General features: G+C 55.3%; 13 protein-coding genes. 12 read left to right on the plus strand and 1 reads right to left on the minus strand.

The genetic code is table 11. From position 1 onward, the window contains the following. Positions 1 to 67: 67 nt before the first annotated feature. From ACY692_RS08925 to ACY692_RS08965, 9 genes are all read left to right on the plus strand, one after another. Positions 68 to 793: a TIGR04282 family arsenosugar biosynthesis glycosyltransferase gene (locus ACY692_RS08925; protein ID WP_462325009.1), complete on the plus strand. Its 726-nt coding sequence runs from the start codon at positions 68 to 70 to the stop codon at positions 791 to 793. Between the two features lie 74 nt (positions 794 to 867). Further along, the gene (locus ACY692_RS08930) at positions 868 to 2,076 is read left to right on the plus strand and encodes an ATP-binding protein (RefSeq protein ID WP_462325010.1); all 1,209 of its coding nucleotides are present in this window, start codon (positions 868 to 870) and stop codon (positions 2,074 to 2,076) included. Between the two features lie 116 nt (positions 2,077 to 2,192). Beyond that, complete coding sequence (locus ACY692_RS08935; protein WP_462325011.1) at positions 2,193 to 3,149, plus strand: aminoglycoside phosphotransferase family protein; 957 nt, start codon at positions 2,193 to 2,195, stop codon at positions 3,147 to 3,149. Beyond that, positions 3,125 to 4,102 (plus strand): ABC transporter ATP-binding protein, encoded by a 978-nt coding sequence (locus ACY692_RS08940; RefSeq protein WP_462325012.1) that lies wholly within the window; start codon positions 3,125 to 3,127, stop codon positions 4,100 to 4,102. Before ACY692_RS08935 ends, ACY692_RS08940 begins: the two co-directional genes overlap by 25 nt. Next, complete coding sequence (locus ACY692_RS08945) at positions 4,095 to 5,318, plus strand: ABC transporter substrate-binding protein (RefSeq protein WP_462325013.1); 1,224 nt, start codon at positions 4,095 to 4,097, stop codon at positions 5,316 to 5,318. The genes ACY692_RS08940 and ACY692_RS08945 overlap by 8 nt, the downstream gene beginning before the upstream one ends. A 112-nt stretch (positions 5,319 to 5,430) precedes the next feature. Then, entirely contained in the window at positions 5,431 to 6,195 is a 765-nt protein-coding gene (locus ACY692_RS08950) for an ABC transporter permease (RefSeq protein WP_462325014.1), read from the plus strand. Further along, on the plus strand, positions 6,192 to 6,983 hold the full coding sequence (locus ACY692_RS08955; protein ID WP_462325015.1) for an ABC transporter permease: 792 nt from the start codon (positions 6,192 to 6,194) through the stop codon (positions 6,981 to 6,983). The genes ACY692_RS08950 and ACY692_RS08955 overlap by 4 nt, the downstream gene beginning before the upstream one ends. A gap of 316 nt (positions 6,984 to 7,299) precedes the next feature. After that, positions 7,300 to 8,805 carry a sodium-dependent transporter gene (locus ACY692_RS08960; RefSeq protein WP_462325016.1) on the plus strand — a complete coding sequence of 502 codons (1,506 nt, stop codon included), beginning with the start codon at positions 7,300 to 7,302 and terminating at the stop codon, positions 8,803 to 8,805. Next, positions 8,805 to 8,900 (plus strand): MetS family NSS transporter small subunit, encoded by a 96-nt coding sequence (locus tag ACY692_RS08965; RefSeq protein WP_462325017.1) that lies wholly within the window; start codon positions 8,805 to 8,807, stop codon positions 8,898 to 8,900. The genes ACY692_RS08960 and ACY692_RS08965 overlap by 1 nt, the downstream gene beginning before the upstream one ends. A gap of 91 nt (positions 8,901 to 8,991) precedes the next feature. Here ACY692_RS08965 and ACY692_RS08970 read toward each other — a convergent pair whose 3' ends face one another. Further along, positions 8,992 to 9,873: a DMT family transporter gene (locus ACY692_RS08970; protein WP_462325018.1), complete on the minus strand. Its 882-nt coding sequence runs from the start codon at positions 9,871 to 9,873 to the stop codon at positions 8,992 to 8,994. 249 nt (positions 9,874 to 10,122) lie between these two features. Between ACY692_RS08970 and ACY692_RS08975 the strand changes: the two genes are divergently transcribed. The 3 genes from ACY692_RS08975 (at position 10,123) to ACY692_RS08985 (ending at position 12,364) form a co-directional block, all read left to right on the plus strand. Then, complete coding sequence (locus ACY692_RS08975; protein ID WP_462325019.1) at positions 10,123 to 10,281, plus strand: hypothetical protein; 159 nt, start codon at positions 10,123 to 10,125, stop codon at positions 10,279 to 10,281. A 213-nt stretch (positions 10,282 to 10,494) separates the two neighbouring features. Continuing rightward, complete coding sequence (locus tag ACY692_RS08980; RefSeq protein ID WP_462325020.1) at positions 10,495 to 11,577, plus strand: phosphotransferase family protein; 1,083 nt, start codon at positions 10,495 to 10,497, stop codon at positions 11,575 to 11,577. Between the two features lie 181 nt (positions 11,578 to 11,758). Next, a complete protein-coding gene (locus ACY692_RS08985) occupies positions 11,759 to 12,364 on the plus strand; it encodes an adenylyl-sulfate kinase (RefSeq protein ID WP_462325021.1) in 606 nt (201 codons plus the stop codon). Positions 12,365 to 12,370 lie beyond the last annotated feature (6 nt).

Consider the following 12,370-nt stretch of genomic DNA (forward strand, 5'->3'; position numbering starts at 1 on the left):
CGGCCGTTCGTGCTGAACAAGGCCTGGAGCAACATCAGAAAAGGAAGCGAAAACTGTTGGAATCCTCATGAAACATGCTGTCCATGGTGCATGCAGCACGGGCCCACAGACGTGCTGCGTTCTTTTTTTTCTCCGTTTTCCCGAATTGGGGAAGGTGAAGACCCGATTGGCGGCCGGAGTCGGGGAGAAACCTGCTCTGGAACTGTACCGGTGTTTTGTGCTCGATACCCTGGCCATGCTGGATACCCTCGATTCCTCCCTGATCCTGTGTTTTACCCCAAATGATGCCCGCAAGGATATGGCCCGCTGGCTGGGCGGACAACGCGAGTATCTGGTTCAGCAGGGGGACGATCTGGGCGAGCGTATGGATGCGGCATTCACCCATGCTTTTTCACGGGGATATTCTCGGGTCCTTCTTGTAGGAAGCGATATCCCGGACATGTCTTCGGACACCCTCAAAGAAGGTTTCGCTTGGCTTGTTGACAATGATGCCTGCCTGGCTCCGGCTACGGACGGGGGGTATTATTGCATCGGGTTCACCCGCAGCGGATATTGCCCTGAAGTTTTCCAGAACATGACCTGGAGCACTCCCGAGGTTTTCGAGCAGACACGGGAACGATTGACGACGTGCGGGGCCTCCATACACCTTTTGCCCCCAGCCGGTGACGTGGACACCATGGAGGATCTGGCTGCATTTTGGCAGCGTTCTGGTAACTTCAACGCCTCGTGCACCCGATCTTATCTGGAACGTACCGGATTGTTGGAAGGGGAGGTGGGAAGCGTTGGCGTCTAGTTTTGTAGTTTTTATTTTACACTTTTCCCCTATAAGTGTAAAACGATTTCTACAAAAATAGAGGAGAGTCTCTCATGGGCTTTGGTGATTTTCTGGCGATCCAGGCGAGGCTTCTCGGTGCTTTGCCTGAGACGACGCGTTTTTTATACGAGCAGATGCGGTGGGAAAACCGGTTGACCTGTCTTTATGGCGGACGGGGTGTCGGGAAGACGACCCTCATGCTTCAGGGGCTGAACCATATTGTCTCCCATGGCCGGAAAGGGCTCTATGTTTCGGCAGATCATGTTCAGGTTGCAGCTCTGGGATTGTATGAGATCGCCTCGGATTTTTTTCGTCACGGAGGGGAATTCCTCTTCATTGATGAGGCTCATAAACGACTGAATTGGGCTCAGGAAATCAAATCCTTGTATGACTCCTTCCCCCATGCCCGGATTATGCTTTCCGGGAGTTCGGTTCTGGCTTTGCAGACAGGGAAGGCGGATCTTTCGCGCAGGGCCATTTATCGTAAGCTGCCGGTCATGTCGTTTCGTGAATATCTTGCCATTGTCGTCGGCTGGGAGATGGAATCGTTTTCCTTCGAGGACATTCTGGACGACCACGAACCCATCGCGGGACGTATTCTTGGACAAGGTCCGATTCTGGGACATTTTCGGGATTATCTCGAGCGGGGGGCCTATCCCTTTGTCCTCGAAGGTGAAGCTGAATATGTCGAACGTCTGAACAATGTCGTGGAAAAGACCCTGTACGAGGATATGGGGCGTAGCGAGGGGCGCCGGGCAATGGGTATCCCGGTGATCAAAAAACTTCTCTGGTTCGTTGCCACCTCCCCTCCCATGGAGTTCAGCATCGACAGGGTGGCTCGGCATATCAAGGTGAGTCGGCCCACGGTCTACGCCTACCTGGAGGTGCTGGAACGTGCCGGGTTGATCATGTCAGTCCTGCCTCTGGGACAGGGGAGCAGGCTTGTTCGCAAAGGGGAGAAATTGTTCCTGGAAAACGGCAATCTGCTTTGGGGGATCAGCCAGTCCCTCACAGATGCCGATCCCACGGGGGCGCTCCGCGAGACATTTTTTGCCAACCAGATCCTTGCGGCCGGTTTCAGAATGCGGGTTGCCGATCAGGGGGATTTCGTGGTCGAGGAACGATATACGTTTGGAATCGGCGGTCCCGGCAAAAAAGGGGGACAGATTGCCGGGGTGGATGATTCCTATATTGTACGAGATGGCATCGAACATGGTTCCGGGTCGACCATTCCCTTGTGGTTGTTCGGGTTTTTGTATTGAAGGTAGGGCCGGATGAAGGGTATTGTAACGGTTAGAGGGGCATGTCGACCCTACGGAATGGTACAATTTTTCGATTTTTGGGGACCCCACCTGAATAATCATACGTTATTTTGCCTATGATCAAGCGCATACAAACATATCTCGAGAAATCCGGCTGGGTGGAACATCCGGAACGCATCTCCTTTCTGGCTGCCGGGGAATATAATGAAAATTATCTGATCGAAGCCGGGGATGGACGGTATGTCTTCCGGATCAACCACGGCAGTCAGCTGGGGTTGAGCGATCAGATCGGGTACGAGTTCAAGGTGCTTTCGGCTCTGGCCGAAAGCGGGGTCACGCCGCGTCCCTTTGCCGTGGATTCGGGGCCCAATGTTTTCGGCTCCGGGGTGCTGCTCATGGAATACGTTCCTGGTGTTCCCCTGGACTATCGGACCGATTTAGGCAAGGCCGCAGCCATCTTTGCCCGTATCCACAGCCAGCCCGCGGTTTCGGGGCTGATCCGGCAGGAAGATCCCATTGCCGCCATTGCCGAGGAATCCCTTGGCCTGATCCACCGGTATCCCGATCACCCAAGGACAGGGGCGAGGGAGAGGATTCTTCAGTATCACGAAGAGATCCTCCAACTCGTGGACAGGAACAGGGGGATTTTCGATAACGAAGACCTGTGCATCGTGAATACCGAAGTCAATTCCGGGAATTTCTGCATGGGTCGGGATCGTTCGTATCTGGTGGACTGGGAAAAGGCGGTGGTGTCCTACAGGTATCAGGATCTGGGACATTTTCTGGTTCCCACGACCACTCTGTGGAAGACGGATCATATCTGCACGGTTGACGAGCGTTATGCGTTCCTCACGTCCTATCAGGCCGCCTGCAGTCATGCTCCCGCCATGGACGAGCTGGTCTTCAAAACCGGGCTGCTCATGCGGACCATCGCCCTTCGCGCCACTTCCTGGTGCTTCATGGCCTGGTATGAGTACACCAGGCAGGATCGGGGCCTCAGTCATGGAGATACCTTTGAACGGATCACCTCTTTTCTGGATAATCTTGAATGGATCTTCGACTCCGTGAGATAACCAAGCACTATGATGGCAAGCCTGTTTTGCAGGACGTTTCCTTTGAGGTCGCCAAAGGGGAGTTTCTGTCCATCATCGGCCCCTCGGGTGCGGGCAAGACCACCCTGCTCAAGGTCATCGCCGGTCTTGAAGAGCACGATGGCGGGGAGATCGATTTTTCTTTTTTTCCGGGTAAGGACCGTCCGATTATACTGGTATTTCAGGATTTTCTGCTCTTTCCGACCATGACGGTCTTTGAGAACATCGCCTTTGGACTGCGGTCGCGCAAGATGCCCCGGGCTGCAATCAGGGACCGGGTCGAACACATGCTGACCTATTTCCAGCTCGAGGACCGGGCAAAGGCGTATCCGGCCCAGCTTTCAGGAGGCCAGCAGCAGAGGGTGGCCATTGCCCGGGGCATGGTCGTCAACCCGGCGGTCATGCTCCTTGACGAGCCTTTTGCCAACCTGGATCGGTCCCTGCGACTCGAGACCGCAGGGTTCATCCGCAGGACCCAGCAGGAGTTCGGGATCACGACCATTGCCGTGACCCATGATCTGGAAGAGGCCCTGGCTGTTTCCGATACCGTCGGGGTGATCATGGATGGACGGTTGGAGCAGATTGGTCCGCCTGAAACCGTGTATTTTTCTCCAGTGAACCAACGAGTGGCCAGATTTCTGGGGCCCATGAACACGATCCCAGCGGCCGTATTCTCCCTGCTCGATATGGAGAACCCGCCGGAGGCGCGTGAGCTTCTGGTACGTCCCGAGGCCCTGGAGCTCGTGGTTGATCCCCATGGGCCGGGAAGGGTGACGGCCGTGCGTTTTTCCGGACATTATCAGGCCTGTAGCGTGGCGATGGGGGATTATGATTTCATGGTGTACCAGAAGCATGATGGACTTCAGGTGGGGGATAGGGTGCGGATACGGGTGGATGTGATGTTGGGGAAATTCCAGGAGGCCGGACATGGGTAAACAGATCGTAGTGGTGCTGATCGCTATTTTCGTGGCTGTCGGTTGTGGCGGGCAGGAGGAGAAGACGGACTGGTTGCAGCAGGATTTTGCAACCATCACCGAGGCGGCCCGGGATACCGAGGTGCGTTGGTACATGTACGGGGGGTGGTCCCATGTGAACACCTGGGTGGACACCTGGGTCAAGGAGGAACTCGCTTCAAGATATGGAATACGCCTTGTGCGCGTGCCCATGGATGCCTCGGTCTTTGTGAACAAGCTGCTGGCTGAAAAGGCGGCCGGCAAGGACACCGGGGTGATCGATCTTCTGTGGATCAATGGGGAGAATTTCAAGAACGCCAAAGAGGCCGGACTCCTCACCGGCCCATTCGCCGGTTTGCTTCCCCATTTCACAAATCTCGTGGATCCGGATTCGGTTGCTTATGATTTCGGTTATCCCGTGGATGAATATGAGGCCCCCTGGGGCAGGGCGCAATTCGTATTCGAGTATGATACCGCTACAATCAAAGAGCCGCCGCACAGTTTCAAGCAGCTCAAGGACTGGATCAAGGCCCATCCTGGGCGATTCACCTATCCCCAGCCGCCGGATTTCACGGGATCGGCCTTTGTGCGGCAGGTGTTCTATGCGGTGACCGGGGGGGCGCAGCAGTACATGGGCGGATTCGATCAGGCCCTGTTCGATGCCAACGCCCCCAAACTCTGGGCCTGGCTGAACGGGGTCAAACCCTACCTCTGGCAGGAGGGCAGGACCTATCCCAAGGACAGCGGACTGCTGGACACCCTGTTCGCCCGTGGGGAAGTGGATATGTCCATGTCCTACCATCCTCCCCATGCCCAGACCAAGATCCTGGAATCCACCTATCCCCCCACGGTGCGGACCTTTGTGCTCAAGGACGGGTCCGTGGCCAACACCCATTATCTGGCCATTCCCTTCAACGCCCCCAATGTCCCCGGAGCCCTTGTCACGGCGAATTTTCTCATGTCCGTGGACGCCCAGCTTTCCAAATACCGGCCCGGCAATTGGGGGGATTTTCCGGTTCTGGATATGAACCGCCTCGCTGCCAGGGATAGGGTTCGGTTCGACAAGGTCGATCTGGGCCCGGCCACGCTCAGTGCCCACTACCTGGCCGGGTTCGCCGTCCCCGAGATCCCGTCGGCCTACCTGGAAGCCCTTGAACAGGGGTGGGACAAACATGTGCTAAGAAACAGGGGGCAGTGATCCGTTGGTCAACACTCGGCGCGGACTTCTCCTGAGGCTCTCCCCGTTGCTCATCCCGTATTTCGCCCTATTTTGTGCGGGCGTGGCATTGGCGTTTTTGCAGTCACTTGGCATGATGAGTCCCGTGCCTCTGGATCTGGATTGCGGAGAGGCCTATGTCCGTCTGTTCCAGGCCCCCTGGATGTATGAAATGTTCGGGTTTTCTCTCTATGTGGCCCTGGTCTCGGCCCTCATGGCCACGGCCGGGGGGACCCTCATCGCATGCGGAATATGGGCGATGCCTGTCGTGTTTAGAAGGATGAGCCTGGTCTACAAGATAACCCTCATCCTTCCCCACATAGCCATCGGGTTCATTATTCTGGTTTTTTTCAGCCAGACCGGCATTCTGGCATCCTTTGCCCAGTCCATGGGCTTGATCACCGGACCAGGCGACTTTCCCAACATCCTATACAGCCGGGCCGGATGGGGGCTCATTGCCGCATATACCTACAAGGAGATGCCTTTTGCCATTCTCATGGTCCTTGGCCCTCTGGCAGGATTCGATCGGCGTCTGGTTACCAGTGCCGCGATGCTCGGGGCAGGCCGCGGCCGGATTTTTATGAGGATCATTCTTCCCCATATCGCCCCGGCCGTCCATTCGGTGTTTATCATCTTGTTTTTGTATGCCTTCGGGGCCTTTGACATTCCGTATATTCTCGGAAACAGCAAGCCGGCCATGCTCAGTATCGAGGTGTACAATCTGTATTTCAAGCGGGATTTGGTCAACCGGCCCACGGCCCTGGCCATGCTCATGCTCATGTTCTTTTTTTCGGTCCTGTTTATCATGCTCTATTCTCGGACAGTCGCTTCTCTGGGCGCGCGGGAGAGAAAATTGTGAGACACGTGTTCCTGCTCGTCTTGCTGATCGTTGTTTTTGTCCTGCCTCTGCTGGTTCTGGCCGGATATTCCCTGGCTCCTCAATGGCGGTTTCCAAGCCTGATTCCTGAAACCTTCGACCCCAGATCATTTGCGTTTCTCATCCGTGAGTATGATCCTCTGATGCGGCACCTGATTTCTTCGGTCACGTATTCCCTGATTACCGTTATCGTCACCCTGGCCATGTGCTATGCCCCGGCCAAGGTCATGGCCAGGGTGGAGTTTGCCGGCAGACACCTGCTCGAAGGATTTCTGCTGGCCCCGGCCCTGGTCCCTCCTATGACATTTGCCATGGGGCTGCACGTCATGTTCATCAGGATTTTCTTGGCCGATACCCTGCCCGGAGTGGTCCTGGTGCTGGCCGTTTGCAGCTATCCGTATATGTTACGGGCCCTCATCGCCGGATTCAATATCCTTGATCCGGCTTATGCCCTGTGTGCCGAAAATTTGGGCGGTTCTCTGTGGACCGTGTTCTTCCGGGTCGAATTGCCCCTCATCCTTCCCTCGATCATTGCCGGGGGGAGTGTGGTCTTTCTGGTCGCGTTTTCCGAATATTTCCTCGTCTTTCTCATCGGCGGGGGAGCCGTCCCTTCTTTTACCGGGTATCTTTTCCCGGTGCTCTCCTCTTCAAACCGGTCCTTGGGATCGGCCCTCACCATGGTTTTCATAGCTGTTCCCCTTTTCCTGTTCGTGTTCATCGAGTCCATTGTCGGCCGATCCTACCGACGTATGGGTGTGGGCAGGATGTAGCCCGCTCAAGGACAAGCCACTCTTCTGCCCTCTTGACACATAATCCCCTTGGACCTAGGACCTCTCCCGGCGTAATGCGATCCTCATTGCATCACGTGACTGCCTGGGAACGCCAACCCTCTGGTCGGTCTGGATTAAGGGACAGTGGCTGACCCTTGAGTGCTGGCGGTTCGGCCCATTATCAACGACCGTACCTGAACGATGGTCTGCGGACGCTCGGCGTTCCCGGGAGCAGAAGAAAGGATCAGTCCTAACGTGGCTGAGCAGGAAAGGGTGTGTAGTGCAAGTCGGTATGTTCAACTGAGGAGTTGTTTCGATGAAACGAGAGCAGTGGGGCACCAGGGTTGGATTCATCCTGGCTGCGGTTGGTTCGGCTATTGGTTTGGGGAACATTTGGCGGTTTCCTTATATCGCCTATGAAAATGGCGGGGGGGCCTTTCTGATCCCCTATTTGTTCGCCATGCTTACGGCCGGTATACCGTTCATGATTCTAGAATTCGGTATCGGGCACAAATTCAGGGGGTCCGCACCCAAAATTTTTTCAGCCCTTTCCAAAAAATGGGAATGGCTCGGCTGGTGGCAGATCGTTGTCTCCTTCACCATTGCGGTCTATTATGTGGCCGTGGTTGCTTGGTCCATTGTCTATTGCTGGCTTTCCTTCAGCCAGGGATGGGGAGACAATACCGGTGATTTCTTCTTCAAGAGCTTTTTGCACCTCACCGGAAGTCCGACCGAGGTCGGGAATATCCAGTGGCCTATTCTGGGAGCCATTGCATTTTCCTGGTTCGTGTGCTGGATCTTCCTCTATCGCGGGGTGCGTACGGGGATCGAAACCGCGGGCAAGATATTCATGCCCCTCCTCTTCTGTATGGTCATCCTTTTCATGGGCCGGGCTATCTTTCTGCCCGGGGCGAGCAACGGATTGGACTGGTTCCTCAAACCGGATTTTTCCAGAATCCTGGACTATAAGGTCTGGGCGGCAGCCTACGGACAGATTTTCTATTCCCTGAGCATTGGTTTCGGAATAATGCTCACATATTCGAGTTATCTGCCCAAGAAGTCCGATATCAATAACAACGCCTTCATCACCGTGTTCATCAATTGCGGGTTCAGCATGGTCGCCGGATTGATGATCTTTTCCGTGCTCGGATACATGGCCGCTCAGCAGGGCGTACCGGTCTCCGAAGTGGTCGGCTCGGGAGTCGGTCTGGCCTTTATCACCATTCCAAAGGCGATCAATCTGTTGCCCGCTCCGGTCTTTTTCGGGAGTATCTTTTTTCTGGCCCTGGTCTTTGCGGGGCTGAGTTCTGAGATCTCCATCTGTGAGACGGTCATCTCCTCGTTGATTGACAAGTTCGGATGGAACCGGAAACTTGCGGCCACCATTTTTTGTGCCGTTGGTTTTGGCGTGAGCATTGTTTTTGCCACGGGCGCCGGACTTTTGATTCTGGATATTGTTGACCATTTTGCCAATAATTATGGAATACTGCTCGGCGGCTTGGCAGAGATTGTTTTTCTTTCCTGGCTGCTCAATCTCGAGGATGTCAGGAAGTACGTCAATTCCATCTCGGATTTCACGATCGGGGGTTGGTGGAACGTGTGTCTCAAGTACGTGACCACCTTCTGCCTTGGGTACATGGTCATCGCCAATCTGGTCAGTGATTTTTCCAAGCCCTATGGGGGATATCCTGTCAGTTCCTTGTTCTACTTCGGGTGGCATGTGCTCGAGTTGACCCTCCTGCTGGCGCTCATCATGCATTTCAAACCCTCTGTTTCAGAACCCCAACCAGCCAAGGTTTCATGCCAGGGAGGCCATCGCTAATGTCCACAGCCGCAATTATCATGTTGATCTTTGGATTGAGCATCACCTGGGGGAGTGCTGCCGTGTGCATCTCCAAGGCGATGAAGAAAAAGTAGGCGTATTGTAGCAGTTCAACACCAATGAAAAAGCCCCTGATGCGTGATGGCATCAGGGGCTTTTGTCTGTGCTGGATGGGTAACGGGACGATTAGGGTACAGCCCCGTTTTTTGCTGCCCGGGCATCGGAAAAGACCAGGAGCAAAACAGCCCCCAGGATGGTCGTGACGCCAAGATATCCGGCCAGGGTGAACCGTTCGTCCCACCAGAAATAGGCCATGACCCCGGCGACCACGGGTTCCAGCGTGGCCACGACCGCCGCCTTGGACGCGTCGAGATGTTTGAGGCCGATACAGTAGAAGGTGTAGGCGCCGAATGTGGTTGCCAGTCCCAGGAAGAAGACTGCGCCGAATCCGGTCATGGTCATGGGATGGAAGTCGATCCACGGGGCAAGGCCCAGCAGCCCCACCGGAAGGGTGTAGGCGAAGATGGTGTGGGTCGGGTAGATGTTCAGGTAGTGCTTCCCGAAAATATAGTACAGGGCATAGCTCAGACCGGCCACGAGTCCAGCCGAGACCGCAAGCGGGGTTACGTGCATGGTCTGTCCGGTGGATGAACCCATGGCGACAGCCACGACTCCGGCGATGGTCATGGCAACGCACACAAGTTTCACGGGCGTCATGATTTCCTTGAGGATGAGCCGGGCCAAAAGGGCCACCCAGGCCGGGGCGGTGTACAGGAGAACAGCAGCCAGAGCCGCCCCTCCGCTTTGAACGGCGATCTGATAGCTTCCGAAAAACACGGTCACGCCCAGGAATCCGAATCCCGCGATCATGGGGAGATCCTTGCCTGCAACCCTGTATTCCCGCATCCATCCGGCCTGGGCAAGAAAGAAGAGCCAGCCGAATGCGGCCCGCCAGAAAGCGACCTCAAGAGGCTCCATGCCCTGGGAAAAAGCGAGTTTGGAAAATGGACCTATGCACCCCCACAGGGTCGCTGCGGCCATGACGGGCAGAACGCCCCGGATGATCATTGGTGCTCCTTGCGATACACGTGCAAATGATTGGTCGGGGATATGTACGGAGAGTGGGGGGTTCGGGCAAGGGAAATCTCCGTCATGGATGGGGACGGACCCGTCATGCCAGGCATTGCGGTCGCAATGGCTCGGGGCATCCGCATCCGGGTTTTTCCCTTTACCTGTGGGGCTGATGATCGTAAGAAGTCCCCTTGCCCCGTGGATTTCGCAGAACCAATAACCTTCAGCCGAAACGGCACAACGATTATGGGAAAAAAGACCAACAAGGAAAAACGGGAACGCAAGGTCAAGGAATCGGCCATGGCCGAAGAGTCTCAGGCCGTCCGGCGCAGCAGTACCGTCTATTATTGTATCATTGCAGGATTGCTTCTGCTGGTGTTTCTCGAAGTATTCGGGGTTGTGTGAAGCATATCTTTTGACAATGTGTCTCGGGCGGTGTCGCAATGGTTGTTCTCATGTGTCTGTCCGGTGCAATGTTTTTGTATGTCTATTACACTCGGGTCTTTCCGGCTCGGGAAAAAGGGCACGGCGCGCCGTGCCCCTACGGATCTCGTTGGAAACACCTACGTCTTTATGACGGCATTTTGATAGGATTTTGAACCATCACAAGGAGTTCCAATGCTTGAAATGACCATTGAGATGATCGAACAATTTCTCGGAAAAACCCTGCCCGGCACGGTCAAACTCACCGGGATCGGGGAAATAGGATCCCTGGACGAACAGGGCATGAAGGATTTCGGATACGGCAAGCCCATGCTCGTTTCCTATGAGCAGGACGGGGTTGCCAAGCAGGCGGTCATCTCCTCCATGCGCGGGGACAAATATGGCCATCAATTCTATTGGGACCGGGCCGCCATCCTCATGTTCCAGTACGAGACCGGAACCAGGATCAAGCAGCACGTAAAGCCTCTTGGCCTGGGCTACGCCGATACAAAGGGCAATCTGGTGCCCATGAACGATCCCGAGGAATTCTTCATCCTCAACGAAAAGGTCGAGGGGCACGATTATTTTCTGGATCTGGAACGGATCCGCAAGGGGCAGGACTCGGACAGCGACAGGGAGTTGGCCAAGAAATTCGCTCTGTGGCTGGCCGATCTGCACAGCGATAAAAAGGAAGATCCGGACCTGTATCTGCGCAGAACCCGGCAGCTCATCGGCGATTCCGAGTGTATCTGGGGGCTGGTGGACGGGTACCCCCATCCCTATGAGCATTTCATGCCCGAGCGATTCATCGCTCTGGAGAAGAAACTCATCGACTGGCGCTGGAAGCTGCGTTCCTTCACCCACCGGTTGAGCGCCACCCATGGTGATTTCCATCCCTGGAACGTGCTTGTCCGGGAAGACAATGATTTCTCCGTGCTCGACTGCAGCCGGGGTCTCTGGGGCGAACCGGGCGATGACGTGGCCACCATGAGCTGCAATTATTTCCTCTTCGGTCTGTATGAACAGCCTCGTTTGTCCGGACCTTTCGAGACCATCTACCGCACCTTCTGGGATACCTATCTCGAAGCCACCGGTGACAAAGAAGTGCTCAAGGTTGTCGCTCCCTATTATGTGTTCCGCGGGTTGGTCATCGCATCGCCTGAGTGGTATCCCAATCATCCCCTGGAAGTCCGCAAGGGGCTGCTCCGGTTTCTGGAGAATGTGCTCGAGGATGATGTGTTCGATTATGCCAATATCAATAAATATATGGAAGGGTGAGGTGGGTGCGCGGTAGATAGTGCGCAGGAAAAACATTTTATGCCGGGGAGATATAAATTCCACTCCTGGCTGAAATTTTTTCGGGATCTCGTAGGGGCACCCCTTGCGGACTGTTCGGCATATTTGGGAACGCATGGGGCTGCGGCGAGTCATGGGTGCAGGGATTACAAGGATTACAGATATGGCAGACACGAAAGAAACACGTGGCACCGGTTGGGCTATCTGGTTCGTGGGGCTGCCCGGGTCCGGGAAAAGTTCGGTTGCCAAGGGGGTTGCTGAGGTTCTCAAGGGGCGGGGAATTGATATCGTCCATCTCCAGATGGATGAACGCAGAAAGGTCTATTTTCCAAAGCCCACCTATTCATCCGAAGAGCGGGCCAAGGCTTACGGACTGTTTGCCGACGAAGGTGCCGCGCTGGCTGCTGCGGGCAAAGGGGTCATCATGGATGGAACCGCCCCCAAGGTGGCCATGCGTACCAGGGCCCGGAAGAACACCGTCCGGTTTGCCGAGGTCTATGTGCATTGTCCTCTGGACGTGGCCATGGAGCGGGAAAAGAACCGTCCCGAAGGGCTTGTCATGGCCGGGCTGTATGAAAAGGCCATGGAACGCAGAGAAAAAGGAACCCAATTCCCCGGTCTGGGCCGGGTTATCGGCGTGGATACCCCCTTTGAGAGGGACGAACACGCCGAATACATTGTTGACAATGCGTCGTTGACGTTGGAACAGGCGGTTTCCAATGTTGTCCAATGGTTTGACGGATGGCTGAAAATTTCTAAAATTTCATAACTTTCT

Source organism: Desulfoplanes sp. (assembly GCF_054921335.1).

Excerpts from the sequence above, each read along its gene's own strand:
- ACY692_RS08980 (WP_462325020.1), top strand. The coding sequence starts at position 10,495 with ATGCTTGAAATGACCATTGAGATGATCGAACAATTTCTCGGAAAAACC.
- ACY692_RS08985 (WP_462325021.1), top strand. The coding sequence starts at position 11,759 with ATGGCAGACACGAAAGAAACACGTGGCACCGGTTGGGCTATCTGGTTC.
- ACY692_RS08925 (WP_462325009.1), top strand. The coding sequence starts at position 68 with ATGAAACATGCTGTCCATGGTGCATGCAGCACGGGCCCACAGACGTGC.
- ACY692_RS08965 (WP_462325017.1), top strand. The coding sequence starts at position 8,805 with ATGTCCACAGCCGCAATTATCATGTTGATCTTTGGATTGAGCATCACC.
- ACY692_RS08975 (WP_462325019.1), top strand. The coding sequence starts at position 10,123 with ATGGGAAAAAAGACCAACAAGGAAAAACGGGAACGCAAGGTCAAGGAA.
- ACY692_RS08970 (WP_462325018.1), bottom strand. The coding sequence starts at position 9,873 with ATGATCATCCGGGGCGTTCTGCCCGTCATGGCCGCAGCGACCCTGTGG.
- ACY692_RS08930 (WP_462325010.1), top strand. The coding sequence starts at position 868 with ATGGGCTTTGGTGATTTTCTGGCGATCCAGGCGAGGCTTCTCGGTGCT.
- ACY692_RS08960 (WP_462325016.1), top strand. The coding sequence starts at position 7,300 with ATGAAACGAGAGCAGTGGGGCACCAGGGTTGGATTCATCCTGGCTGCG.
- ACY692_RS08950 (WP_462325014.1), top strand. The coding sequence starts at position 5,431 with ATGATGAGTCCCGTGCCTCTGGATCTGGATTGCGGAGAGGCCTATGTC.
- ACY692_RS08935 (WP_462325011.1), top strand. The coding sequence starts at position 2,193 with ATGATCAAGCGCATACAAACATATCTCGAGAAATCCGGCTGGGTGGAA.
- ACY692_RS08945 (WP_462325013.1), top strand. The coding sequence starts at position 4,095 with ATGGGTAAACAGATCGTAGTGGTGCTGATCGCTATTTTCGTGGCTGTC.
- ACY692_RS08940 (WP_462325012.1), top strand. The coding sequence starts at position 3,125 with ATGGATCTTCGACTCCGTGAGATAACCAAGCACTATGATGGCAAGCCT.